The 26,696-nt window shown below is 36.4% G+C and carries 25 protein-coding genes and 1 pseudogene; 17 read left to right on the forward strand and 9 right to left on the reverse strand.

Features of this window, described 5'->3' with window-relative positions; all coding sequences use genetic code 11:
• Positions 1–63: 63 nt before the first annotated feature.
• Positions 64–1,686, reverse strand: coding sequence for an ABC-F family ATP-binding cassette domain-containing protein (locus HZ311_RS07585; protein WP_010734549.1), 1,623 nt, complete (start codon positions 1,684–1,686; stop codon positions 64–66).
• 234 nt (positions 1,687–1,920) lie between these two features.
• Between HZ311_RS07585 and HZ311_RS07590 the strand changes: the two genes are divergently transcribed.
• Complete coding sequence (locus HZ311_RS07590; protein WP_010734548.1) at positions 1,921–2,442, forward strand: HdeD family acid-resistance protein; 522 nt, start codon at positions 1,921–1,923, stop codon at positions 2,440–2,442.
• A 100-nt stretch (positions 2,443–2,542) separates the two neighbouring features.
• Here the strand turns inward: HZ311_RS07590 and spxB are convergent, their stop codons facing one another.
• Entirely contained in the window at positions 2,543–4,285 is a 1,743-nt protein-coding gene (gene spxB / locus HZ311_RS07595) for a pyruvate oxidase (RefSeq protein WP_010734547.1), read from the reverse strand.
• Between the two features lie 159 nt (positions 4,286–4,444).
• Here spxB and HZ311_RS07600 point away from each other — a divergent pair, with 159 nt between their 5' ends.
• On the forward strand, positions 4,445–5,422 hold the full coding sequence (locus tag HZ311_RS07600; RefSeq protein WP_178946564.1) for a Gfo/Idh/MocA family protein: 978 nt from the start codon (positions 4,445–4,447) through the stop codon (positions 5,420–5,422).
• Positions 5,423–5,519: 97 nt separating this feature from the next.
• Positions 5,520–6,338, forward strand: coding sequence for a ZIP family metal transporter (locus HZ311_RS07605; protein WP_019722681.1), 819 nt, complete (start codon positions 5,520–5,522; stop codon positions 6,336–6,338).
• A gap of 79 nt (positions 6,339–6,417) precedes the next feature.
• On the opposite strand, the gene HZ311_RS07610 is transcribed toward HZ311_RS07605, so the two are convergent.
• Complete coding sequence (locus HZ311_RS07610) at positions 6,418–6,615, reverse strand: hypothetical protein (protein ID WP_010734544.1); 198 nt, start codon at positions 6,613–6,615, stop codon at positions 6,418–6,420.
• A 194-nt stretch (positions 6,616–6,809) separates the two neighbouring features.
• Between HZ311_RS07610 and HZ311_RS07615 the strand changes: the two genes are divergently transcribed.
• Positions 6,810–7,388, forward strand: coding sequence for a TMEM175 family protein (locus HZ311_RS07615; protein WP_023518863.1), 579 nt, complete (start codon positions 6,810–6,812; stop codon positions 7,386–7,388).
• A gap of 186 nt (positions 7,389–7,574) precedes the next feature.
• On the forward strand, positions 7,575–7,715 hold the full coding sequence (locus HZ311_RS07620; protein ID WP_153830006.1) for a hypothetical protein: 141 nt from the start codon (positions 7,575–7,577) through the stop codon (positions 7,713–7,715).
• 311 nt (positions 7,716–8,026) lie between these two features.
• On the opposite strand, the gene HZ311_RS07625 is transcribed toward HZ311_RS07620, so the two are convergent.
• Positions 8,027–8,476 carry a hypothetical protein gene (locus HZ311_RS07625; protein ID WP_023518864.1) on the reverse strand — a complete coding sequence of 150 codons (450 nt, stop codon included), beginning with the start codon at positions 8,474–8,476 and terminating at the stop codon, positions 8,027–8,029.
• 470 nt (positions 8,477–8,946) lie between these two features.
• On the opposite strand from HZ311_RS07625, the gene HZ311_RS07630 reads away from it, so the two are divergent.
• Positions 8,947–9,975 (forward strand): FUSC family protein, encoded by a 1,029-nt coding sequence (locus tag HZ311_RS07630; RefSeq protein WP_023518865.1) that lies wholly within the window; start codon positions 8,947–8,949, stop codon positions 9,973–9,975.
• 52 nt (positions 9,976–10,027) lie between these two features.
• Here HZ311_RS07630 and HZ311_RS07635 read toward each other — a convergent pair whose 3' ends face one another.
• The 4 genes from HZ311_RS07635 to HZ311_RS07650 all read right to left on the reverse strand — a co-directional run bounded on the left by HZ311_RS07635 (position 10,028) and on the right by HZ311_RS07650 (position 14,108).
• Positions 10,028–11,467 (reverse strand): 6-phospho-beta-glucosidase, encoded by a 1,440-nt coding sequence (locus HZ311_RS07635; protein WP_010734539.1) that lies wholly within the window; start codon positions 11,465–11,467, stop codon positions 10,028–10,030.
• Between the two features lie 33 nt (positions 11,468–11,500).
• Positions 11,501–12,811: a PTS sugar transporter subunit IIC gene (locus tag HZ311_RS07640; protein ID WP_178946565.1), complete on the reverse strand. Its 1,311-nt coding sequence runs from the start codon at positions 12,809–12,811 to the stop codon at positions 11,501–11,503.
• Between the two features lie 145 nt (positions 12,812–12,956).
• Positions 12,957–13,703 (reverse strand): MurR/RpiR family transcriptional regulator, encoded by a 747-nt coding sequence (locus HZ311_RS07645; protein ID WP_019722675.1) that lies wholly within the window; start codon positions 13,701–13,703, stop codon positions 12,957–12,959.
• An 87-nt stretch (positions 13,704–13,790) separates the two neighbouring features.
• Entirely contained in the window at positions 13,791–14,108 is a 318-nt protein-coding gene (locus HZ311_RS07650; protein ID WP_010734535.1) for a MazG nucleotide pyrophosphohydrolase domain-containing protein, read from the reverse strand.
• Positions 14,109–14,176: 68 nt separating this feature from the next.
• Here HZ311_RS07650 and HZ311_RS07655 point away from each other — a divergent pair.
• A pseudogene (locus tag HZ311_RS07655) lies at positions 14,177–14,739 on the forward strand (LOG family protein).
• Between the two features lie 446 nt (positions 14,740–15,185).
• Entirely contained in the window at positions 15,186–16,013 is an 828-nt protein-coding gene (locus HZ311_RS07660; RefSeq protein WP_023518869.1) for a class I SAM-dependent methyltransferase, read from the forward strand.
• Positions 16,014–16,134: 121 nt separating this feature from the next.
• On the opposite strand, the gene HZ311_RS07665 is transcribed toward HZ311_RS07660, so the two are convergent.
• The gene (locus tag HZ311_RS07665; RefSeq protein ID WP_010734530.1) at positions 16,135–17,730 is read right to left on the reverse strand and encodes an ATP-binding cassette domain-containing protein; all 1,596 of its coding nucleotides are present in this window, start codon (positions 17,728–17,730) and stop codon (positions 16,135–16,137) included.
• Positions 17,731–18,380: 650 nt separating this feature from the next.
• Between HZ311_RS07665 and HZ311_RS07670 the strand changes: the two genes are divergently transcribed.
• The 9 genes from HZ311_RS07670 (at position 18,381) to HZ311_RS07710 (ending at position 26,695) form a co-directional block, all read left to right on the forward strand.
• Positions 18,381–19,451, forward strand: a complete 1,071-nt coding sequence (locus HZ311_RS07670) for a radical SAM/SPASM domain-containing protein (RefSeq protein ID WP_041684159.1) — start codon at positions 18,381–18,383, stop codon at positions 19,449–19,451.
• A gap of 17 nt (positions 19,452–19,468) precedes the next feature.
• Entirely contained in the window at positions 19,469–19,732 is a 264-nt protein-coding gene (locus HZ311_RS07675) for a hypothetical protein (protein WP_010734528.1), read from the forward strand.
• Between the two features lie 696 nt (positions 19,733–20,428).
• Positions 20,429–21,172 (forward strand): ATP-binding cassette domain-containing protein, encoded by a 744-nt coding sequence (locus HZ311_RS07680; protein ID WP_010734527.1) that lies wholly within the window; start codon positions 20,429–20,431, stop codon positions 21,170–21,172.
• Positions 21,147–21,818 carry a methionine ABC transporter permease gene (locus HZ311_RS07685; protein ID WP_023518871.1) on the forward strand — a complete coding sequence of 224 codons (672 nt, stop codon included), beginning with the start codon at positions 21,147–21,149 and terminating at the stop codon, positions 21,816–21,818. Before HZ311_RS07680 ends, HZ311_RS07685 begins: the two co-directional genes overlap by 26 nt.
• Before the next feature lie 10 nt (positions 21,819–21,828).
• Complete coding sequence (locus HZ311_RS07690) at positions 21,829–22,644, forward strand: MetQ/NlpA family ABC transporter substrate-binding protein (RefSeq protein ID WP_178946566.1); 816 nt, start codon at positions 21,829–21,831, stop codon at positions 22,642–22,644.
• Positions 22,645–23,000: 356 nt separating this feature from the next.
• The gene (locus HZ311_RS07695; protein ID WP_023518872.1) at positions 23,001–24,167 is read left to right on the forward strand and encodes a carbohydrate binding domain-containing protein; all 1,167 of its coding nucleotides are present in this window, start codon (positions 23,001–23,003) and stop codon (positions 24,165–24,167) included.
• Positions 24,168–24,723: 556 nt separating this feature from the next.
• On the forward strand, positions 24,724–24,897 hold the full coding sequence (locus HZ311_RS07700; protein ID WP_153830001.1) for a hypothetical protein: 174 nt from the start codon (positions 24,724–24,726) through the stop codon (positions 24,895–24,897).
• Between the two features lie 566 nt (positions 24,898–25,463).
• Positions 25,464–26,042 (forward strand): recombinase family protein, encoded by a 579-nt coding sequence (locus HZ311_RS07705; protein WP_010734523.1) that lies wholly within the window; start codon positions 25,464–25,466, stop codon positions 26,040–26,042.
• Positions 26,043–26,332: 290 nt separating this feature from the next.
• Positions 26,333–26,695, forward strand: coding sequence for an LPXTG cell wall anchor domain-containing protein (locus tag HZ311_RS07710; RefSeq protein ID WP_023518874.1), 363 nt, complete (start codon positions 26,333–26,335; stop codon positions 26,693–26,695).
• Position 26,696 lies beyond the last annotated feature (1 nt).

The raw sequence follows: 26,696 nt of genomic DNA on the forward strand, positions 1-26,696 counted from the left end.
ACAGCTGTACAACGTAAGATTACTCACGTTGTACAGCTGTTTTTATAGTTATTTTTGGAATATTTAGTTCCACAATTGTTCTAATTGTTTTTGGATGTCTTTGTTCTCTAAGAATTCATCATATGTCGTATCTGCACGATCGATCACGCCTTTATCAGAAACAGCAATGATACGATTTGCTAACGTTTGGATGAATTGGTGGTCATGAGAAGCAAATAGGATCGAACCTGAAAATGCCATCAAACCATCATTCAATGCAGTAATTGATTCTAAATCTAAATGATTCGTTGGGTCGTCTAAGACAAGGACGTTTGCTTTTGAAAGCATCAATTTAGAAAGCATGCAACGCACTTTTTCGCCCCCAGAAAGAACATTCACGGGTTTTAGTACTTCCTCTCCAGAAAACAACATACGACCTAAGAAGCTACGTAAGAACGTATTGTCGTCTTCTTCTTTACTTGCATATTGACGTAACCAATCAAGAATCGTTAAGTCCGTATCGAATTCCTTCGTTGTATCCTTTGGTAGATAAGCATTGCTAGTTGTTACACCCCAACGGACAGTACCGGTATCAGGTGTTAGATCGCCCATGATAACTTTAAATAGCGTTGTAGTTGTTATATCGTTTTCGGCAACGAATGCTACCTTGTCTTCTTTGTTTAATGTAAATGATATATCATCTAAAATCTTTTTACCATCTATTGTCACACTAACGTTTTCTACCTGTAGTAAGTCATTTCCAATTTCACGCTCTGGTTTGAATCCAACGAAAGGATAGCGACGTGAAGAAGGTTGGATATCATCCAATGTGATTTTTTCTAACATTTTTTTACGGGATGTCGCTTGTTTTGATTTTGACGCATTTGCACTGAAACGTGCGATAAAGTCTTGTAATTCTTTGATTTGTTCTTCTTTTTTCGCATTGGCGTTTGCTTGTAACTTAGTTGCTAATTGGCTTGATTCTAACCAGAAATCGTAGTTTCCTACATAAAGCTTGATTTTTCCAAAGTCTAAATCTGCCATGTGGGTACATACTTTATTCAAGAAATGACGGTCATGGGAAACAACGATCACTGTATTCTCAAATTCGATCAAAAATTCTTCTAACCAGTTGATCGATTGGATATCTAGTCCGTTTGTCGGCTCATCTAAAAGTAAAACATCTGGTTTACCGAATAGCGTTTGTGCAAGCAACACTTTCACTTTTTGGCCACCAGTTAGTTCGCTCATCAATTGATGATGCAACTCTTCAGGAATATTTAATCCTTGGAGTAAAACGGCTGCTTCTGGTTCTGCTTCCCATCCGTTTAATTCTGCAAATTCGCCTTCTAATTCTGCCGCACGAATCCCATCTTCATCTGTGAAATCTTCTTTCATATAGATGGCATCTTTTTCTTTCATTACTTCATATAAACGTTTATGACCCATGATTACTGTTTCCATCACAGTATATTCTTCATAGTCATAGTGGTTTTGTTTCAAAACAGCCATACGTTCATCTGGACCTAATGTGACAGAGCCTGTTGAAGGTTGCAAGTCACCTGATAATACTTTAAGGAATGTTGATTTACCTGCGCCATTTGCTCCAATTAAGCCATAACAATTGCCGGGAGTGAATTTTATATTAACATCATCAAATAGTTTGCGATCTGAAAAGTGCAAACTTACATCATTTACAGTAATCAATTTTTTTCCTCACTTTATGTTTATAATATTTGCCAAGTCTTCTAGAATTATATAGGGGAATGTTGAAAGTTTCAAGGAAATCAGTAATTCTTTACGTTTCACGTGAAACAATCAAAAGAAGAAAAGAGATAAACCGTTTTTTACAACTAAAGCATTTTCATAAATGCTAAATTTTTGAAGTTATTTAAATGGGGGCGTAAGATAGAAATAGATTAGAAGAAAGTAGGGATTAAAATGAAAGAAAGTAGAAAAATTGATTGGGGTTCACTTATTTTGGGGATACTATTTGTTTTAGTTTCCTTGATTTCTTTTCGCGATCCAGTAGGTAACTTAGTTGCTATCGTTATTGTATTTGCTATTTTTGCGATCCTAAAAGGATTATTTGAGTTATTTCTACGTAGTCGAGTAAAAGAACTGACAGGATATAAAGGGAAGATGCCGATAGTGATTGGGATCATTGATTTATTGATTGGGATCTTTTTCATTTTCAATATTGGTGCGGGGGTAGTTGCACTACCATTTGTCTTCGCTGTTTGGTTTATTATTGATTCTGTTTTGGCTTTATTTACTGCTGATTTATTCAGAGGAATAAGCGAAGGACATTATTGGTTTACAGTGGTCATCAATGTATTGGGTATCTTACTAGGTATTATTTTATTATTCAATCCTTTATCCTCTGCGTTGACGCTAAGTTTTTTAGTTGGATTTTATTTTATGGTCGTTGGGATCAATCAGATCGTTTATGCGTTTAGATGATTAGTAATAAAATAAGTGTATGAAATTTGAAAAAGATCCACCTCAAATCCTATCAATTTGAGGTGGATCTTTTCTCACTAAGTTGTGGTTTACTGGACTTTTACAACTGTTTAGAAAGATGATGCGTATATATTTCATGAAGCACCGGCATATCATGTACTTCGTATTTTTCTTTGAAGCGCTCAATTTCTTCTTCGCTATACTTTCTTGGGTCTAAGTGTAAGTCTTCGACAGGTAAGGGCCGTTTGTTGGGGATCTTGACGTCGATCACGACTGGTCGATCAGATTTCGCCGCAGCATCTAAGGCAGGGCGTAATTGTTCGTAGTGTGTGATCGTGAAGCCATCGGCACCTAAGGCTTCGCAGGCTTTCCCAAAATCAGCTTGTTCAAGGGAAACACCAAATTTTTGTTGTTCAGTATCTTCTTGTTCTGCTTCGATAAATCCGAATGAATCATTTGAGAAAACGACATTGATGATTGGCAACTGATAGCTGACTTGAGTCAAGATATCTTGCATCACCATGGCAAAACCGCCGTCTCCGCTCAAAGTAAAGACTTGTCTCTCCGGAAAGCTTAATTTAGCGGCGATTCCGCCGGGTATACCATTTCCCATCGTCGCAAACCAACCCGAAGTAGTGTGTAACTGCTCACCAGTCATGTTCAGTAAACGAATCGAATGAATGGTCGTATTTCCAACATCTGTCACAAAAATAGCATCACGTTCGGCAATTCGGTTGATTTCTTTATAGACCGCTTCTGGTCGAATCGATTTCTCCGTGGGTTCTTCAAAGGACGTTAACCAACGCCGCCAATTGCGAAGATTTTCTTGATTGGCTAGATACCAAGCATCTTCTGTGCGTTCGTTCCCCAATTCAATCAGTTTTTCTAACGTTGTTTTACCATCCCCTAAAATAGCTAAATCGGTATGATGACGGCGGCCGAATTTGGCGGCATCAATATCGACTTGGATAAAAGCAGCTTCTGGATTGAAAAAGGTTCGCCCAAAAGGAAAGTCACTTCCTACAAATAAAATCAAATCGGCTTCTGCTAATGCTTCATTCGCAGGTTTTGTCGCTACCCGACCTGCAAATCCAAGAAAATTTTTGTCTTCATCTGGCACGATTCCTTTTGCTAAAACAGAGGCAACCACGGGCATTTTGAAATATTCGGTAAATTTCTTGATCTGATCATAGCCATGACGAACACCTTGACCTATGAACAAGACAGGTTTTTGAGCTTGTTCGAGATAAGGAAGGGCTGCTTTCACGTCTTCAATCTCAGGGAGGATCACCCCTGTTTTGTACGTAGAAGCATTAGAAACATCCTGCCACTCGATTTCTTCAAAACCAAAATCAACTGGGATCGTCACAACAGCGACTCCTTGATGTGCATAAGCTGCCTTGATCGCTTCATCAACGACATAAGGTAAACTTTCAGGTGTCATGACTGTCCGATTATAAACACTAACATCAGCGAAAATTGGATTTTCATTTAATTCTTGAAAGGCAGTATAATTCATAGAAGTCGAAGCCACTTGCCCTAAAAGGGCGACAACTGGGACGTGATCCATTTGAGCATCGTAAAGTCCGTTGATCAAATGAGTGGCTCCAGGACCAGCTGAGCCAAAGACAGCTCCGACTTTTCCTGTTAATTTGGCATCCGCTGCGGCAGCTAACGCGCCTACTTCTTCATGACGTACTTGGATATAATCGATTTGGTCTTTTTCATGGTACAACGCATCCATAATGGAATTGAACGAACCACCCGGAATCCCATAAATATGATCAACTCCCCAGCTTTCAAGCACTTTTACCATGGCAATACCGGCATTTATCGTTGACATTTTGATCCACTCCCTAAAAAAACAAATTATATTTATTGTCTAAAGTATAAATCTTCCTTATCAAAAGCCCAACTAAAGCGACTTTCAACCAAGTAGAGTGAAGTGCCAGTAATGTGTGAAACTATGTTATAGTGGATTCAAAATGTTAGGAGGAAGAGTATGCTGAAAATCGGTATTATGAGCGGTGCTTCGATCGTGCCACGTGTTGTGGAGGGGATCAAAGAAAGTGGCGTGGCACAAGCTGTAGCGATTGCGACACGTCGCTTAGAAAAGGCGCAACAGTTAGCCACAGAGTTAGGCATTCCAAAAGCGTATGGCAGTTACGAAGCGTTACTTTCTGACAACGAGATAGAACTGATTTATATTCCATTGATCAATCACTTGCATTTTTCAGCCGCGAAAGCCGCGATCCAAGCAAAGAAACATGTGCTTTTAGAGAAGCCTTTTACGCTACATTCGGAGCAAGCACAAGAACTCTATGCCTTGGCTAAGGAGCACAAGGTTTTTCTCATGGAAGCACAAAAAGCCCTATTTCTACCTGCGATCGAAGACGTAAAAAAAACCATTGGATCAGGAAAAATCGGTCAAGTAAAATTAGTCGATATTCGTGATGCTCGACCGGGTTCTGAAAAAATCCCTTGGTTTTGGAAGATGGAACAAGGAGGTGGCGTATTGATTTCCAACGCCTCTTACCCATTAAGTGTCAGTCAATATTTATTTGGTACAGGATTTGATGAATATAACGGCTTATGTGTAGAACATGGAGAAGGTCTGACGGATGAAGAGTGTATGGTCAGCCTGAAGAAGAAAGACCTTTTCATCAGTTTATTCCTTACGACAAAAATGGATTTTACTAGTACGTATACCATCGTTGGAGAAAAAGGCACGATCATCATCCCTAACTATTGGAAAACAGACCATTATACGATCCAGATGAACAACGGAAAAGTGTTAACAAAAGATTTTCCAATGGATAGTGAATTTGTCTTTGAGATCCGTCATGTCGCCGATTTACTTTCCTCAGGTAAGAAGCAAGATACGGTGGTCGATCCAAACATGACGATTACAAATGTTCAAGTCGTTGATGATCTTTACCATAAGTGGTTTGGGAATGATTGGAAAAACGTGAGGGGATAACCGCTTAGAATAAAGGATCATCAGATTAATAGTAGAATAGTAGTCACATTTTTGGCAATATGCTAGAGTAAGAATAAAAAGGTGAAAGGGGAATTGTATGGTTGATTGGTTACTGAAGCTAGAACCTTGGCAGCAAGCGTTGACGGGTACGGCGTTTACTTATTTTATGACTGCGCTTGGGGCTGGCTTAGTTTTTTTCTTTAAAGAAATCAAAAAAGATGTACTCAATTTGATGTTAGGTTTCGCTTCGGGTGTGATGATCGCCGCCAGTTTTTGGTCTTTATTAGATCCGGCAATCACAAAAGCAGAAGAAAATGGTGATATTGCTTGGCTTGTGGTGAGTATTGGTTTTGGGCTAGGGGGATTATTTTTATACATTGCCGACAAAACCTTACCACACATGCATTTTGGTCCAGCACACGAAAAAGAAGGCTTACCAACACATTTAAAACGCACGATTTTGCTTGTCTTTTCCATTACCTTGCATAATATTCCAGAAGGTTTAGCAGTAGGTGTTGCATTTGGTGCAGCGGCAACTGCAGATAATCCAACGACTGCGGTGCTAGCAGCGATCTCTGTTGCGTTAGGGATTGGTATTCAAAACTTTCCAGAAGGTGCGGCTGTTTCGATTCCTCTCCGACAAGAAGGATTAAGTCGAACAAAAGCCTTTGTCTATGGGCAAGCTTCAGGAGTGGTTGAACCGATTGCTGGAGTCATCGGGGCAATCTTAGTGACAAAAGTTGCAGTCTTACTGCCTTATGCCTTAGCTTTTGCTGCGGGTGCAATGATTTACGTCGTCGTGGAAGAACTGATTCCTGAAGCGCAACAAACACTTTCAAGTAAACGACACTATGCAGTTTTTGGTGTTATGACTGGTTTTATTATCATGATGATCTTAGATGTAGCATTAGGTTAAATGATATATCATTTAAAAGAAGTAAAAAAAGAGGCAGAAATTTTCTGCCTCTTTTTGTTTTTCATTTAGGAAAATAGTATTAGTAGTATTTTCTTTGTTGCGTGGTGCGAGTGATCCAACGGACTAACCAAATCGCAATGGCTACTGGAATCAACAATTTAATACCTAACCATAATAAACCACTGATCACGCCAACGAATAGATTGAGGACAAAGCTAGCTACGACGAAACCTACCACTAATAGAATGATTGTTTGAAACGTATTTCTTTTTTGCATGATGATCGCCTCTTTTCTCGTTTGATAAACTTCTCAATAGAAGTTACGCTTGCTGTTTTCTATATAGTAAGTATAGCAAGGATTGATTGACTTAACCTCCACCCAGAGCCCGATTTCTACTTGCTACTTTGGTGTGAAAAGGTTGCTTTTTTGCCCTTATTACGAATAAAATGAAGCGAAAGGAGAGGAAAGTCATGCCGAAAAATCGACTAGAGGCCTTTACAGACGCCGTGATCGCTATTATTATGACGATTTTAGTGTTGGAGCTACATGAACCACACTCAGATACCTTGGAAGCGCTAGTTGCACTTGCGCCACGTTTTTTTATTTATATCATTAGTTTCTTTACCCTGGGCATTTATTGGAATAACCACCATCATTTGTTTCAAGCCGTCCACAAAGTGAATGGGCGAGTGCTCTGGGTGAATAGCTTTTTTATTTTTTTCCTGTCGCTGTTTCCATTCGTTACTTCATGGATCAGCGAATACAGTAACAGTCTTGTTCCTGAAATGACCTATGGTATAGTGATATTAGGAGCTAATCTCACGTATTATTTGTTAGCAAGGACATTAGTTGCCTCAGAGGAAGACGAGAATGCATCTATCAAAGAGTTGTTTGGCAATTATCGTAAATCCTACGTATCTATTGGTTTGAATGTCGTGGGATTGATTCTCGGATATTTGATCGCGCCCATCGCAGTACTAATAGTCAATGTCTTGATTTTGGTTACTTGGTTGATCCCAAGTCGTAAAATTGAAGCATACTATCGCTAGATACTTGAATAACATAGTCAATCAAAAGACACAGAATAGTTAGGAAATACTCCTTTCCTGTTCTGTGTTTTTTTTGTATGCTTTTGACTCTTTTAACGATTATAAAAAAATTTAACAGAAACATAAGTAAAAAATAAAAAAACAATCGAATTTTTTAGGCACAATGATAGTTAAAGAGGGATGCATATGAGAAAACGAAAAAAATTTTATCCAGCAATCATTACAAGTTTTATTACCGTACTTATTTATGTAGAGCAATCGAGGTGTAATTTGCTCGTTCTCCTGTTGTCAGTTTTACTTACTGTCATCGTCACGCTTAAAGGATAGACGATACAAAGAAGTAAACAAACTTGAGCTCGATCGGTCACAAGGTCAAAGATGACGGATTTTGTGGACAAATAGAAAGAGCTAATGAGTTATCCACTGTGGACAACTCATTATTAAATCAAAAATTTAGATAACAAGCACATTTATTTTTTGTTGTTATTTTAAATAACATAGATAAAACGATACTAAAGGATGGACAGATATTCGTTGGATCTCAAAAAAAAGCAAACTGAAAGGAAGAGGAATTTCTTCGTTTCAGTTTGCTTTTTTGTAGTATAAATATAAATCTATATTTACCCCCACAGGGTATGTCAGCGTGTGTTGTAAGGTTCTCCTTCAATGGATACATTGTTTTTATAGGCAAAGTAGCGATCATTTTTTTTCGCAATGCCAAATGTATCAGAAACATGAATGTTTTGTGGAGAGAATTTTATTGCTGGAATCGAGAACGATTGCTCTTTTGGATCAGTTACTCTGATTTCAAACGATAGTTCATTTTCATCTTCTTTTGTTAGTACGATATGAGGTGTATCATTAAAATTGATTTCTGTTACTTCGTAGATGCCTAAAAAATCGACCGAGTCACCAATGCTTTTCAATAACTGATTTTTTGTAGGAACATATTCCATTTTAATTTCGTCTGTTTGGATCATTTCAGCTTTGGAGGTAACATCTCGAACAGGAGAATTCAAAAAATGAATAAAAGAAAATAAACCGACACATGCAAACAAGCTACTGATAATTACAATAATTTTCTTCATTTTCCTTACTTTTTGTCCTTTCTGTGTTCTCCAACGTATATGTCTGATGTTAAAATCAAAAAAACTTTATGTAACAATAAATTTTATTTTTTTTTTGTTATTAAAAATGATTTCTTTCATAGTATAAATTTAAAATACAAAAAAATAAAGCAGATTTCACAAATTCTTTGACTAGATGAAAAGCTTTTAATTTTAGATAGCTAAAACTATCTATATTATTACAAATAATGGTGGTTATTATTAATTAATTATAATATTTAATTAGTTATTTAATGATTGATGGGAATTTCTGTCTGTTTAAGCGATGAAAATTGGTGTTATACTAGATAAAGTAAATTCGTTTAAATTTTTCTCTGGAAAACTCTCCTTTTACTTCTAATAGTTGATTTCTTTGATACTTCTTATAATAGACAAGACATCCTTAAGGCGAAAACGATTTTTATATACATTTCAAAATAAGGAGGTTTTTTATGGTTAAATCTTATTTTACATTTAACAAAATTCAAGAAAATCCATTTCGTATCATGAATCTGATGGTGCTGATCTTTCTCGTTTTATGGATCGGTTACATCAATCATAATTTTTTGATTTCAAGTTTCTCTTCTCTAGGTATCTTTACCTTCTTTTACTACCAGAACATTCCGATGAAGCAATTACTAAAGCGCCTATTTTTGATTGGTTGCGGTCTATTACTGGCTTTTACATTAGGGCTATTGTCGACGTATGTCATCTGGCTTGAACCATTTGCTGTTGGAGCAGTTGCTTTTTTCAGTCGGTTTATTTTGCGTTTGTTCCATATTTCTAAACCAGGGGGCTTATTCTTTGCGATGTTAGCGGCTATGGGAACGAGTATGTCCGTTCCATTTTCTCATTTGCCGACAGTAGCTTCTTTTTTCTTTATGGGTGTTGTGTTTGCTTTGATTGCTGCATTTCTAACGAAAAAAATGGATTCGCGCCCGGAACAGGAAGTGATAAAGGTATCTTTGAAGGAGCGTTTTCACCAAGAACCTTTAGTGATCATTGATTCGATTTTTTACAGCGCTGCATTATTCCTTTCCGTTTATGTGAGCCATGGCTTGAACATGAAAAATCCTTATTGGCTGACACTGTCTTGTGCCTCGATTTTATTAGCTGAGAATTTAGATGCGATGAAACATCGGCAAGTGCAATATTTGATTGGTTCGATGTTAGGGTTGTGTTTATCGGCTGTCTTATCACTGATTCCTTTTTCCCAACTTGAAACGATTTTTTTAATTACGTTTCTTTATGGTATTTCTCAGTTTTTAGTTGCCCGAAATTATGCAGTGGCGAATATTTTCTTGAACCCCATGGCATTGATGCTTTCGACATTGGTCAGGAACACGTACTTGATCTCATTGATCGAGTATCGTTTTATTGGTATCGTCATCGGTAGTTTCATTGGTCTAGGTGTAGCCTGGGTAATGAATATCGGTCTGCAACATTACTTAGCAGTTGTGAAAGAAAAATATGAAACATAACAAAGAAAGGCGGTCACGACAATGAAGTCGGATCGCCTTTCCTTGTTCGTTACTAAAGCTGTTCCCCATTGGTTTCAATCACTTGTTGGTACCAAGCAAAGGAATCTTTTTTCAAACGTTGTAAGGTTCCTTTACCGGTATTATCCTTATCGACATAGATCATGCCATAGCGTTTTTCCATTTCACCACTGCCAAAGCTGACGATATCGATGATTCCCCAAGGTGTGTAACCAATTAATGGTACGCCATCTTCAACTACTGCTTTTTTCATTTGTTCGATGTGTTCTCTTAAATAATTGATCCGGTAGTCATCATGGATCTCATTTGAATCAGTTAACTGATCGTAGGCACCAAAACCATTTTCAACGATAAACAGGGGGAGATCATAACGCTGGTACACCGTGTTCAATACATAACGTAACCCAACAGGATCAATCGGCCAGCCCCAGTCAGAAGCAGTAATATAAGGATTTTTAACTAGTTTTGCTGAAGGAATATCTTCTGTTTGTCTGCCCTCAACATCGGGAAGAGTTGTGATCGTTCCCGACATATAATAGCTAAAACCGATATAGTCAACAGTTCCTTGACGTAAAATTTGTCGTTCTTTCTCGCTAATATCGATTGTGAGCCCTTTTTGTTCCCAATACTTTTCTGTGTAGGTAGGGATTTCTCCGCGTACATGGACATCACTGTAGAAGAAACGACGTTCATTTGCTTTGACTGAAGCAATCATATCTTCTGGCGCACAGGAGTAGGGATAGATTGGAACGTAAGCCATCATACAACCAATCTGAAAATTGGGATTGATCTTTTTCCCTTCATTGACAGCCCAAGCACTGGCAATCAGTTCGTTGACCCCTGCTTGAAATACTAAGGCCTCTTTATCTTGGTCATCTTCAATGATCATGGCTGAATTGGTCCAAACATGAACGGGCTCTTGTCCGTCCGCCTGATTATTGATTTCATTGAAGGTCATCCAGTAAGTTACTTTGTCTTTGTAACGGTCAAATACGCACTGAGCAAATTTAACAAATAAAGGAATGACCGCTTTATTGGCAAAGCCACCAAAATCTTCATAAATGGCATAAGGAATCTCAAAATGAGACAACGTAACTACCGGTTCGATCCCGTTTTTTAAGCATTCATCAAAAAGATCATCGTAAAATTTTAATCCTTGTTCATTCGGTGTTTCTTCTTGACCAGTAGGAAAGATCCGACTCCATGAAATGGAAGTGCGTAGACATTTTAAGCCTAGTTCTTTAAATAATTGGATGTCTTCTTTGTAACGATGGTAAAAATCAATGGCCTCGTGATTTGGGTAATATTCCCCTTCGATGATGCCTTTAGTGATCTTCCGCGGAATCCCATTTCCGCCAGCAGTCATAACATCAGCGATACTTGGACCTCGTCCATCAATATTCCAAGCACCTTCTGCTTGATGAGCAGCAATTGCGCCTCCCCATAAAAAATCTTTGGGTAACTCTCTATTCATACAAATTCCTCCTAAGTTTCAGTGATTCTCAAGTTATATCTCTGTGCGTTGTGCGCGGTTGGAAGCCATGACAAAAGGTAGGTAAATCAAAACGGAAATCGCTAAACAAAGTACGCCTATTACAATTCCCATGATATTCCCACCAGTTCCTAAAAACAAATTGATGATCCCTGGGGTGGTCCAAGGTAAACCAATCGCTGGTGATGGCATGATTGGCCAGACGACTGTGACGAAGTAACCGACCAGAATATTGACCATCGATGTTAAAACAAAAGGAATGATCATAATTGGATTTAAGACGATCGGTAGTCCAAAAATCATCGGTTCATTGATTTGAAAAATACCTGGTACAAAAGATAGTTTGGCGATTTCGCGATATTCAGGTCGTCGTGAAGCAATAAAAATCGCAATGATCAAGCCTAAGGTCATACCCGTTCCACCCATGTTTGCAAACATATCGTTCAAGATGCCCCAAGTTTCCTTGTAAGGGACATCCCACAGCGAACCACCATCATTGATGAATTGGAGATTGGCTAAGTCTTGCTCGGTAAAAATCGCTGAACGAACAGCATTCAATGTGTTTGGACCATGAATACCAATAGAAAATAGCAGTGTCTGAATAAAAGCTAAGAGTAGGACACCAAACACATTCCCACCTAAGTCACGTAAAGGTGCTTGGATACCGGCATAAATCAACTCGTTGATTCCTTCAGGCGCGATCATCAAGACGAAGAAGTTGATCAAAGCTGACATAGAAACAACGATAATGATTGGGATCATTCCAGAAAAAGAGCGAGAAACAGCTGGTGGAACGAGTTCAGGCATCTTGATTTGTAATTTCTTAACTTTGAATAATTTCGGTAAGAATTCGCCAACCAAGCAAGCGACAATCATCGCAACGAATAAACCTTGAGCACCCAAATATTGCGTCGAGATGACATTCATTTCATCGACTGCAAAAGAAGTAGGGTAAAAAATCATAAAGCAAGCGACACTAGTTAGCCCAACTAAGGTTGCATCAGCTTCGAAATGTTTTGCCAACAGCTGAGCGACTAAAAAAGCAATAAACAAACTCATGATATTGATTGTGCCATTTGCTACAGAAGCAAGGACTTGTTGTGCACTTTCTAAATTTGGAAAAATACGTGAAAGTTGAAATAATTGCACGATAAAACTGTCTTTTGAAAATAAAATATTATTGACTAGGATGACTAATGAAGAAGAAATCGTCAATGGAAAAATAAGCATGAATGCATCTCGAACGGCTGCAATATGTCGTTGGTTGTTTAACCGTGTTGCAATAGGAACAAGACTTCGATCTAATAAATCATTGAATTTTTGCATAAGAATAACACCTTTCGCTATATGATGGATTCATTATAGCGAAAGGTGTGAAAGAAAAGTAAGCGCATTCTTATTTAGGATAAAAATTTGGAACAATGAAAATTATTTCGTGGTAGGAACATAGTGTTCCAAATTGAGTGGTGAATCATTCATCCTCTAAATAACCGATCAGTGTTTCAAGGATCGCCATGGAAGGTAGCTGACTAGTCAAATCAAGAAAGATGTCTTTCCGTTCTTCTTTAATGGCATAGTCAATTGAGTAATCACACAATTGGGCCAATGAACTTTCTTTATGAGCGGTAATACAATACTTATGCACGCTATCCGCATGAGCTAAACCTGAAATTACTTCGATCAGTTCTTTTGTTTCACCTGAAACACTCAAAAAGACTAACGCATTTTTTTGATCTGGACGCAAAAAGCTACGAATCGGATAAGTCAGTTCATCTAAGCTAATACAAAAGTAACCGATATTCGCTAATTTTCGTGCCACATATTGCGCTAATGCTCCCGAAGCCCCCATGCCCATAAATAGGATAAAATCAGCTTGACGCAATGTTTTTGCCATTTTTTTGATTTGATATTCAATATCGGGATGAAAAATCGTCATGTTCAACTGATTGATTCGTTCTTCTAACATTAATTGCTTGTCATCTGTTTCATAATGGGCTTTTTCCAAATGATTTTTAATATAAAAACGAAATTCCGGAAATGAATCAAAGCCGACTTTTTGGATAAAACGAAAGACAGAGGTTGACGAAACATGCGCATCCGTCGCAATATCTCGTACCCGCATATAAGGTATTTTCTCAAGGTTATTAACGATAAAGCGGTAAATCTCTTGTTCAACGGCAGACAATTTATTTAAGTTAAGACTTTCAAAGATAGCCATGTGTTTACCTCAAGATTCTTTTTCTTTAGAGTATAGCACGATGGAAAGGGTTTTTCTAAAAAAATTGGAAATGGCATCGTGAGAAGACTACATATTGAACCGCTTCTCTAGTTTTTGTTTGTGGTGATGAATGATTTCTTCGAAGGATAGGTCATATTTATCAGCAAGAATCAGAACATTATCTAAGACATCACCCAATTCCTCCATCAGATTTTCCTTGTAAAAATCAATTGTTTGTATAGATTCATCCGGACGATCACGACCGATTTCGAGACTTCGAACCGCTCTTGAAACTTCGCCAACTTCTTCAGTTAAAAAGCCGATACGGATAAATGGATCGTAGTCGTACCACTTTCTTTTTTTATAAAAATCAACCACCCAGTCGTTGTATTCTTTTATGTTCATGTTGAGGTTAACCACCTTTCAATTATATAATAGCATAAGCTGAAAAAAATTTGGAAGGGGTTTCGGAAATAAAGATTGCAGTCTATTGCGGAGCAAGTAAAGGGAATTCTCCAGAATTTGAACGAGTAACGAGAAGCTTAGGTGAGTGGATCGGGAAGAATGAGTATCAGTTGGTTTATGGTGGTGGAAACGCTGGTTTGAAGGGGATTATTGCTGATTCAGTACTAGGATCTGGAGGGAAAGTGACAGGTATCATGCCTGACTTTTTGGCAAAACGAGAACTAGCAAAAAAGATGGCACCTCTTTGATGATCGTGTCGTAGATGCACGAACGGAAACAAAAAATGATTGAATTATCAGATGTCTATATTGCGTTACCAGGTGGCCCAGGAACCATCGAAGAAATTACTGAAGTAATCTCTTGGGGGAGGATCGGGCAACATGTCAATCCGTGTGTGTTAATGAATTACAAAGAATTTTTCGATCCTTTTAAGCAGCAGTATCAAGCCATGGTCAATCAAGGCTTTTTAACAAGAGAAGAGTTCGATAAAATTTTGTTTGCGGATGCGTTGACAGAAATTCAACCTTTTGTAGATCAGTATATCCCGCCTAAAATCAGGGAGTATAAATAAAATCAATTACATGAATGCTCCTCTTTCACAACGACTAAAATAGTTGGCTGCGCCATCCAGGAATATTTCTCCCGTTTAGAAAAAATTACTTTGATGTCCCATTATTTTATAGGTATGCTTCTTTTACGATCGTTTTATATTTACCAGAGAAAAATTGACAATTACTGGTATGTCCTATAGAATGAAACTACAAATTTAACAGAAAAAGGTGATGAATCCGGCATATCAGATGTTATATAATCAGTAACATGGGTATGACTGGAAGCGAGTAAATAAAATCAATTCAATAGGTAAAAAATTTAGCTGAGACACAGCTTTATTTAGCGTACCTATGTATTTGATTTTATTTTACTCGCATCTTCGCCTTATGCAGGGAAGCCGTAGAGTAAAATCTACGGCTTTTTTCTTTTGTTCAAATTTATAAAAAAATGAGGAGATGGAAAACAATGATTGAAACACTTTTAAACAAACCAACACTTTATCAACAAACGAAAGGCGCATTTTGGGATGATCGTCACATCTCAAAACAAATGTTACAAGCACATCTTGACCCTGAATTTGAAGGCGCAAGTCGAAAAGCTGGGTTTATTGATGAATCTGTTCGTTGGATCAATACAGTAATCCCGCCGAAAGCCTATCCAACGTTATTAGATATTGGCTGTGGTCCGGGAATCTATGCAGAAAAATTTAGTCGATTAGGGTATGAAGTAACGGGGCTTGATTTTTCTAAGCGTTCGATAGCATATGCCAAAAAATCTGCGGAAGACCAACAGTTACCGATTACGTACCATTACGCAGATTATCTGACAATGGATTTAGATAAACAATACGATAGCATCACAATGATCTATTGTGACTTTGGAGCGTTATCAGCGAGTGATAGAAAAAGATTATTAGAAAATATTTATCAGCATCTAAAACCGACGGGGAAAGTTTTATTGGATGTTTTTTCGATGGCAAGTTATCAATCATTTGAAGAAAAGCGAGTTTGGGATACTTGTCCAGACGGAAGATTCTGGACAGATGAACCTCATGTAGCATTACAATATAATACAAAATACAACGAACATGTAACTTTAGAACAAACGACGATCCTTACCGATTATGAAAACAAAAATTATTATCTATGGATGACGTATTTTACAAAAGAAACTCTGCAAAAAGAAATGGAAGCTGCTGGTTTTGTTGTTAGTGGGTTTTACGGGGATGTAAAAGGAAGTCCTTATGATGAGAACTCGCCGACACTAGCAGTAGTGTTAGAAAAGAAAGAATAACAATTTTACTATTAGTCCAAAAGGAAAATATCTAGCGTAGATAAAAGCAGGAATCCACAAAAGTCGTTCATCGGATTTTTGTGGATTCTTACTTGTTTTTTGAAGAGGACGGAGGATAGATCTATACAATCGTTTCTACACGAGAAGAGATTTGAATGAACTTATTGGCAAAATTTTTATTTTCCTTGTCATGAGAGGTGAATAAAATGATTTTATTTTGTCTTACGTTCATGAGTGTGTCAAAGATGGCATCCGCAGAGTCTTTGTCGATACTACTCGTACTTTCATCTAGAATCCATATCCTACTGTCTTGGAGTATCATACGGGCAATGAACACGCGTTGTTTTTCGCCCCCCGACAGGTTTGCGCCATTATCAATGATTAAAGAATCCCAGTCTTTGTTTTTAAAAATCGGAGCAAGAAGTGTTGAATTTCTCAGCGCTTCTTTTTTTTCTTCTGAAATCGGTTGACCAAGAGTGATATTGTATTCAAGTGTATTTGAAAAGAGCAAAGTTGTTTGAGAAAGATAAGTGATTTGTTCTCTGACTTGCTTCCCATTCAACTGATCAAGAGGGAAGTCGTTGATATAGATACCATTACTTGCATAAAAGCTCAAGATGGCTTTTATCAGCGTCGATTTTCCAGAACCTGAAGGGCCTTCGATATAACAAATATCTCCTAAATTCAGTGTTTCAGTCAATGACAAATGGATTCTTTTCGCATTTAATGCCATCGTGATTTGCGGATCGGTAAATTTGATGCTAGTGATTGGATCAATTGGTGTGCCGGATAAATCTTCTTGATGTAGTTCTAAGTTTTCTTGAACAAATTGTTGGTTTGCCACGACTGTTCGATAATCGACATTGATTTTGGATAAGTCAGAAAGGGAAGTGAAGAAAACGGGCATTAATATACTAACTACCATCATATTATTCAACTGGAGCTGTTGGTTATACACCAAGTAGCTGATCGTTATAAAAATAATATTTTGAGAAAGTTGGTTGATGAATGAGACAGTATAACTAGTGATTTGAGCAAATTTATTTGTTGCTGCCAAACTTGTGTACATTTTTTTGAGGGTTTTTGAAGTTAGTTGTTTGACAGTATCAAAGCTAGGTAACATTTTAAATTGTTCTGGATTACCCAAGAGCAAAATCAAATCTTTTTGAGCATTGGCATTTTCGTCTTGCATCGTTTTGATTCTTTGATTGAGTGTTTTATTGATAAAAAGATAAGAGAAGATGTTAATAGGGATCAAAAGAAGCGTAATCAGGAAAATAGTTGCATCGAGAGTTAAAAATATACCTAACACGATAAGAATAGAGATGGCTGATTTCAGTACTAAAAAGAAGCTGGTCGTCATAAACATATAGGAGGTATCTACAATTCTGAAAATTCGAGTGACTAGATTACCAGATTCTAAATTGATATATTTCTCAAATTTCAAAGTATATATTTTGGCTAACAAATCGGAAATTGAGTTCAAATTGAATTTTTTTGCAAAATTTTCTCGGTAAATGATCAAACAAACCTGAAAAAGATAAGAGAGTGTCATGGCACCAATTATTAGGAAGATAATAGGAAAAATAGTGGTTGACTGATAACTATTGATACTATTAAGGATGAAGGGAGCAATCAAGGTGGTTAGTACGGTTACTAAAACTAATAACATAGATATAAATAGATATATGTAGCCTTTCTTTGAAAAAAAATTCATTTTCCATTACACTCCTTAAGTACGTGGTTGACAAATCATTATAAAGAATATTATACTTTTATTAGGAAAAAAATGGAAAGGTTATTTTTCTCTTTTTTTCATAAATTTGTGAGTGTGTAAAGACAGAAAAATTAGGTAGTTACTTAACAGAATTTATGTTGTTTCGTATGCTCATGCTGATTTTTTGATATGGTTTGAAAACGTAAAGGAGGAATAGTAATGTTCAAAAAACCTGACTTGAAAAGAATTACAGGTACATACGCAGTTCCATGCAACTGTGGGATTATTGCTGGTCAAGGATCGTAAATAGAGATGAGACGATGACAACATGTCTTACCTCAAGAAATAAGCTGAAGATTACGGAAATTGTTCATGCGATTTTTGTGACTTTCAGCTTGTTTTTTTGAAAGGGGTTTCAAATGTTTGCTACTTATTTTTGGTGCAGAAAGTGGGCGCTCCCTTCGGTTTACCCTGCGAAAATGAATTTGTGGTTTAAAAAATGAGGTGATTTTATCCGAATCAAAGAGAATCTTCATGCCTATCGATTCAATGAACAATTTATTGTACATAATGTCCTACGTAGTACATGGATATTAGTTGATCAAGAAGAATTAAACAAAATAAAAAAGCAAGATTACAAACATCTACCAATGGCAACCCAGAAAAAGATGGATCTGTTTCAAATCCTTTTAGAAGACCCGATTGAAGTAGAAAAAACGGAGCATGGAATACCAGAGACAGCTTATTTGGTTATGACCCATCAATGTAATTTGAAGTGTGTTTACTGCTATGCAGAAGCCAGTCCTGAAAAGGAATATGAGGATAGTTTAAATTTTGTCGAATGGATCGACGTTCTCAATCAATTGAAGGATTGCGGTGTAAAGAAAATTATCTTTACTGGCGGTGAGGTTGGGTTAAGTAAGGATGCGCTAAAATATATCGATTATGCCAAAAAAATTGGTCTAACTATTGGTTTGATCACGAATGGGACTTTAGTGCGGAATGCAAAAGATGCAGCGTTTCTAGCTGAAAGATGTGCTTCGATCACCATCAGCTTAGATTCGATCGATCAAGTTGCAAATGATAAAAATAGAGGGAAAGGCTGCTATCGCATAGCAATGAGAGGGATTCAAAATCTATTAGACTTGAATTATCCAAATATTGCAGTCAATACGATCATTACCAATAATAATTTCAATAATATTGACGAAACGGTGGAATTTTTAAAGAAGAATAACATCAATTATAAATTAGGCGGATTCAGTGAACTAGGACGTGCAAAAATGGCAGAGATTTCTTTAACTGATAGTGAGAGAACAGAAATCGAGTTAAAACAAAAGAACAAAAATCGTTCACCATTTTTAAAACCTTTCACCATCAAAGAATCCTGTGGACTTGGCGTTGGAGAATTTGCAATCAATCCTGTTGGTGATATATTTGCCTGTAAACTGTTAGAAACTGCTGACTACAAACTGGGAAATATTAGAGAAAAGCAACTTAGCGAGGTTTTTGGCGAAGAGAATATTGCTTTTATTCGCTCTCAAAGCATCAATCATTTAACAAAATGTAATGATTGTTCATTCCGTTACTTATGCGGTGGAGGATGTCGTGCACATCATTATTATGCAACCAATGATACCCAAGGTGTAGACGAAGTAGAGTGTAATTTGATCAAGGAAATCCTAAAGCATCAAATGGTTCGTAGCTGTACAAATGAATAACGAAAAGAGTGGAAGACATGAAACTCAATGAGCACATCACTTATGAAAAAATGGGTAATGACTTATACATCATGGTCGAGGATGAACGTTATGTTTTAGACAATGACGTAGCAATTGATATATTTAATTTGTTAAAGGCTGAATCGACGAAAGAAAACATAAAAGCCTTTGTGCGAGACAAGTATCGTTTAGATCAAGAATTTACAGATGATGAAAAAGATAGTTATGTAGAGGAATTTTTGACCGTACTTAAAATTAATGGAATTATGATTGGATCTTGAAGATCGTTGAATCTAGCAAAATAAGCAGCAACCGATCAAATTTGATGGGTTGCTGCTTATTTTTTCGAGAGGAGACCGATTTGTTCTACTCTCGTTTTTAGTGATGCTGAAAGTAGCACGCCATTGACACGTATGGACGAAAAGTACTAAAAACTACTTCCCCAAACAATTTTTAGTCCCGATTGTTTCATCCACAATAATTGTATTCAGGATAGCAGTCCTTCGTTCGTTTATCAATAATCTAATTTTTGATACAATATAAGATAACGAACCAATCTATATTGTATTACTGAGCTATCCATTATCCAAAGTATAACATCTTTTTCCTTCCGCTCTATTTATTATTTTTTCTCATATTAAAAAAATAGTATACTAAATCAATTTGTTTTTAGATTTGATAAATTATTGAGTTCACTCATAAAAAAATATATTTCAATCTCAAGATAGACTGGTCGAAAATGAATAACCAAGCTATCTTTTCTAAAACTACTAGTACAGAAATCAAAACAGTGTATATTTATCTGTGAGTAAAAAAGTTGCTTTTTCCTTTCTTTTAATGGATTATAAAAATAGATGTTTTTGTACTTTATTTACTCTTTTAAAAATTCAGATAAATCTTTTATTAGCAATAAAATTAATACAGTTTTTTTTCTTTGTGTTATTCTTTTAATTGCATGTATAGACTGGAGGAAAAATGTGATCGAGCTAGTAAATGTGTCGAAGCAGTATGAAAAGACCAAGTCGTTGCATAAGATTAGTTTTACTGTAAAACAAGGGGAAGTGATCGGGATCGTTGGGAAAAGTGGTTCTGGGAAATCGACCTTGTTACGTTTATTGAATTTGATGGAAACGCCTACTGAAGGCACAATCAAACTAAATGGTGTAGATGTTCAGTCATTATCAAAAAAAGAGCGCCGGCAGCAACAACAAAAAATAGGCATGATTTTTCAACATCATAACCTACTTGAAAATTTACGTGTTTATGAAAATGTTGCATTACCATTGAAGTTACAAAGGAAAAAAGAGCCTAAAAAAATCAATGATCTACTCGATTTTGTTGGCATGAGTCATAAAGCAGAAAGCTATCCAGTCAAACTTTCTGGCGGAGAAAGACAACGGGTTTCTATTGCAAGAGCGTTAAGTAGAGATCCGCATTTGTTACTTTGTGATGAAGCAACGAGTTCTTTAGATGAAGAAAATACAGAAAGTGTGGTTCGCTTATTACATAAAACACATGCCGAGTTTCAACCGACTATTTTTTTTGTTAGTCATGAACTGGAAACGGTCAAACGCTTATGTAAACGGATCTTAGTCATGGAAAATGGGCATCTGATCGGTGAATTGATGAATGACCCAAAACAGTACGAGGAAGAGGAACTAACTTATTTTGAAAAAATAAAAAGGAGTTTGACTGATGAACTTGCCCACAGCATTGATTGAATATTGGCCGTCTCTAATCAATAGTTTGAAAGAAACGGGCATCATGATGGCGATTTCCATGTTCGTTTGTGTGTTGGGAGGTTTGCCAGTAGGATTAGGTCTATATTTGACAAATCCCAAGGTCAGAGGGACACACCCTTGGTTATACTGGTTACTCAACTTCATTGTGACAGTCGTTCGCTCGTTTCCTTATCTTTTATTAGTGATTGCGTTGATCCCAGTGACGCGATCAATTTTAGGAAAGGCCTTTGGACCTGTTCCTTCATCTATACCACTTAGTATTGTAGCAGTCGCGATTTTTGCTCGTTTAGTGGAGCAAGTGTTGTTAGATGTCCCTGAAGAGATCTATGCCTTATCGAATTCTTTAGGCGCTTCCAGATTTCAATACATCTGGCACTTCTTATTTGTTGAAGCGCGAAGCGGCTTAGTGTTGGCTTATACTACGACAACAGTTAGTATGATCTCTTATTCCACCGTCATGGGTGTCGTAGGTGGTGGCGGAATCGGTGATTTTGCTGTCCGTGTCGGCTATCAACGGTATGAGTATGGTGTCATGTATGTTGCTATTGTGATCATGATCGCTTTGGTCTTCTTTTTACAAATGTTTGGAAATTTTGTTGCACAATCATTAGATAAACGAAAGTAGGAAAAAAGTTATGAAAAAGTTTTATTTATTTGCGTTTGCTTTAGTTGGAGTTCTAGTTTTAGCGGCTTGTGGTGGAAGCAATGAAACCGCAGAAAGTAAAAAAGAAATCACTGTAGCGGTTCAATTGGAATCCTCAAAAGATATTCTAGAAATTGCCAAAAAAGAAGTAGAAAAATCAGGCTACACGATCAATATCATGGAAGTCAGTGATAATGTTGCTTATAATGATGCCGTCCAACATAAGGAAGCAGATGCAAACTTTGCGCAACACGAACCCTTTATGGAACGATTCAATCAAGAAAAAGACGCTGATTTAGTAGCTGTCCAACCAATCTATTTTTTTGCCGGCGGATTTTATTCAAAAGAATATGATGATGTTAATGATTTGCCAGAAAATGCAAAAGTCGGTATTCCGAGTGATCCAACAAATGAAGGTCGTGCGCTAGCGATTTTGAATGAGAATGAGATCATTCAATTGAAAGATGGAGTTGGTTTTGATGGTACAGTCGCAGATATTATAGAGAATCCTAAAAATCTTACCTTTGAAAGTATTGATCTTTTGAATCTAGTAAAAGCTTATGATGAAAGTGATATTGCGATGGTCTTTTGTTATCCAGCATATTTGGAACCAGCAAACTTGACGACAGAAGATGCCTTGTTACTTGAAGACGAAGCAGCAAGTAAACATTATGCGTTGCAATTAGTTACTCGAGAGGAAGAAAAAGATAGCGAGAAAATCAAGGTGTTGAAAGAAGCGATGACTACACCAGAAGTCGCTGACTACATCAAAAATAATTCAAAAGGCTCAAATATCCCAGCTTTTTAAACAACGTGCTCACCATAACGAAAAATGTTGTGAGTGATATCTTTAGGTGTTATGTTTTGATAGATTGATTTTCTTGGATAAAATAAAAAAATACAGCCATGTGCTGTATTTTTTTATTTTATCCAAGAAAAGGAATAATTGAAATCATTCGATAAACTTAGTGGACTGTTGATTTTTTGCGGTTATTATACATTACTTTTTTTTTGTTCATCGTTATGTTTCCATAAAAATATTTTTCCAGAAAAAAGTGTTTTCTTATTGAGATATTTATCAGTTATTCTTTTTAAAGAGCGAGATAGATTATGTTTTATGGTTTACTGTATAACGAACTATCCGCTATCAATAAGGAGCTTGAGATGAAAAAAAACAACTTGAAAAAAATTGCAGCAACAAGCATGTTACTTCTTTCGTTAGGAGGACCAGTCGTGACATCTGCGGCAAGTCAATCAACAGGTGATTCGGCGAATATCAGTAATCAGGTAGAAGAACAGTTGACGATCAAAAACGGTGATTTCAATGAGGGTTTGAACCATTGGATCGTTTCTAGTCCAGGTACACAGAATCCAACAATCGAAGAGTTAAGCGGGAATAAATATGCAGTTGCTACTTATGGAGAAAACATTCATCAATATTTGGCACTGAAACCAAACACGACCTATACATTTGGCTATGATGTAGCAGGTAGTGCTGATTTTTCAGCAAAAGTTGAATTTGGTACGATGAATCATGATGAAGGTTTTATTTCGTTAGAAGAAACATCACACAACAATGAAAACTGGACACGTAGAGAATTTACATTTACTACACCTGAAACAGACAATACATACATTATTCGTTTCTCTTCAACAGGAAATGGCTGGGCGAAATTTGACAATATTCAAGTAGAACCAGAAAAAACAGAAACGAGTTTATTGACTGTAGGAACACAAGATCGTGAAGCTTATGCGTATTTAAATCTAGATGCAGAACGTTTCAACAGTTCAGAACGATTGATGGTCTATATTGATGGTCGTTATCATTTTGAAACCTATAAAGGTAAAGCTTACTATTCATTTACAAGCAAAACCGATGAAGGTACTCAAGTACGTCGTAGCATTTCCGGTGTCAAAGGACAAGTAATCGAAGTCTATACCGCACCAAATTCACCTGGTCACAGCTCAACAGGCAAGCGCTTGTTAGAATCGATCACATTAGAAGAAGATTTAGCAGTGGACACTTCTTTATTAGAACATGCGGTGAAGAATATTCAATTATCAGGAAACAGATTAGACGTTGATTTTGATCGTGCAAGTTTCGAAGGGAACAACCGAATGATCATTCGTAAAAATGGTGCCTATGTCGCAGAAATCCATAAAGGCAAAGTTTATTATGCATCGGTACGTGAAAGAGCAGAGGACAGCGTAAAAGTTAGTAAAACAATTGATTATAAAGCTGGCGATGTAATCTCAGTTGAATTAAGCAGTGGAACACCTGGTGGTTCATCGAATTCGTTGCAAGTATTAGCAACGTATGAAGTAGAATAAATCGATCATAAGAAAAAAGATCAAAAACTTAAAAAGTTTTTGATCTTTTTTTTTGATACGATAAACGGTATTATGTCTCAAGGAGCTAATCCATTGCCTGATAAATCCCCTAGAATATCTTGGTTTTGATGTTTTTTCTTTTAAGAAAAAACATGTTGCAATAGTATACAAATAGTATTTATCAATACAAACGAGATGGGAAAGAAAAAATGAAATTAGTGTAAAATTTTTATTAGGTGCAGCGGCATGTGCAAGTTTCGGCTTATTCTCCGGAGGTAATGATGTAGATGCAGGTACTGTATCAGCTAATGGTGGAATTGACTATAGAGAACTATTTGATAACAGAGAAATAAAAATTAAAAGTGTAGATGATCCTTCTTATGCTCTCACGTGGATATGGGAGACAAATTGGGATGAAGTTAAAATGACTAAGGATACTGAACATGATAGACGAAAATGAATCTTGAAGTATGATGATGCGTCAGGTACCCACATAGTTCAAAGTAAACTACCTTATGTAAATGTTAATGGGATTCAATATGGAAATTTATATTCTTTGTCCGGTTGTGATCAAAATAGTGATAGACTGGTAGGAGCGAGACCATTAGCTAATCCAATTGAAGGACGACAATGGAAAATTCGTCATATGATGACAGATCCACAAAAAGGGGATGCCTATCGATTGATCAATAATCATGAACAGCGAGTATTAAGCCACAGAGGACTTTAATTTGGAGGTAGAAATATTGAGTTACTCAAGAATTTACTAATGCTTCATACCAATACTTTATTATTGAATAAACTAAATCCTTTGGGCCTTTGTATCTTTTCTGATTATGACGATTGTACAAAATGAGGTCTTTTTTCAACTATACGACTTATCAAATGATATTCCAGTGTCCTCAGGAGCTAGAGATGCTTGGAAGCTTTAACAGGTAGAAAAAAACGATTACGAAGATTTGATATCTGAAAAGTACTTTGATTTCAAAAAAGCTAAAGTCGAATTCGAGGAATCGATGCTAATTTTAAAGTTAATCAATCGAAGTAGAAGTAAACTTCGATTGATTATTTTTTGTTCTGAATTGATTTTGGCAAACTAAGCCCTAGATCAAGGAAAATATTCATGGTAATTTAGAAAGTTATGATAACCATAAGCGACTCGTTGCATGCTTTTTTTATTACAGTAGTCATTTTTACAGTTAAGTCATTGTATAATTGGCTCTACTCATATCTATTCTATAAATATATTATTGATAATTATGAGTTTTTTATTAGATAACTTATTGGAGGAATTATATGACTAGAAAAATTTACGGCTATGCTCGAGTTTCAACTAAACAACAAGATCTTTCGCGACAGTTAGATTTATTAGAAACTTATCATTGCGAAAAAATATATACTGAAAAAATCAGTGGTGTCCGTGCAAGTCGTCCAGAACTAAATAAACTAAAAAAACGTGTAAAGACCGGTGATCAAATAGTCATTGAAAGCTTCTCACGATTTGGACGTAGCACAAAAGATTTAATTAACCTTGTTTATTTTTTTGAAAAAAAAGGAGTTAAAATAATCAGTATAAAAGAAAATTTTGATACTCAAACTCCTCAGGGAAAATTAATGATCACTGTTTTCCAAGCTTTTAGTCAATTTGAACGAGATATTATTGTTGAAAGGACCCTTGAAGGATTAAACTCTGCACGTGCAAGAGGTAAGGTTGGTGGCCGGCCAAAGGTAGATCAAGACGTTCTTCAAGAATCACTCTCATTACACCTTACAAAAGGATTATCTGTCTCAGAAGTTTGTAAAAAAACTGGGATTAAACAATCAACTTTTTATCGCTATTTAAAACTAGAGAGGAATCTTTCTGAATTGAGTTAGTTCTTATGGCCCAGTATTTTTTAAGTGACCAAAGAAATATATCACTTTATTTGGAAAAATATTTCTGGTATAGTATGATGTAAGTATAAGTCATGTATAATAGTTATTGGCTTAACTTTTAATTCTCAAAAACCTTCGTTTTTAGTAATTTAAATTCGTTATTTATCATTATAAATAGGGAACCTAATCTAATCACTTTTTCAAGACATCTGATGGTATCAGATGTCTTTTTTTTGTGCTGTCCTTAAAACGAAGATTTTTGAGACATCTAAGAATATAGGAGGAGGGGTATGAAACACTTAAAAAGATGCATATTAAGTATAGGTGTAGTATTGATTCAAGTTTATGCACCACTAGTTGTTCATGGGACAGAAGTACACTCGGTGGAAACTGAAGGAACAATTGGTTTTACTGGGGTATATGAAACACCAGGAATACCAGAGCCAGCACCAGAAGTTGAGGTAAAACCAAGCTTTCCCAAAGAAATTGTTCAATCACCATCAGAAGTGCGAAAGAGTGAACATAAAAAATTACCTCAAACGAACGAGAGTCAGATGAGTGCTTGGAAAATATTGGGCATTCTGATCATCGTAGTCATACTTGGCTTTTGGTTTTGGAAAAAACAAAAAGAAAAAAACAATCAAAGAAAGTAGG

This window comes from Enterococcus mundtii (assembly GCF_013394305.1).
Lineage (GTDB): Bacteria > Bacillota > Bacilli > Lactobacillales > Enterococcaceae > Enterococcus_B > Enterococcus_B pernyi.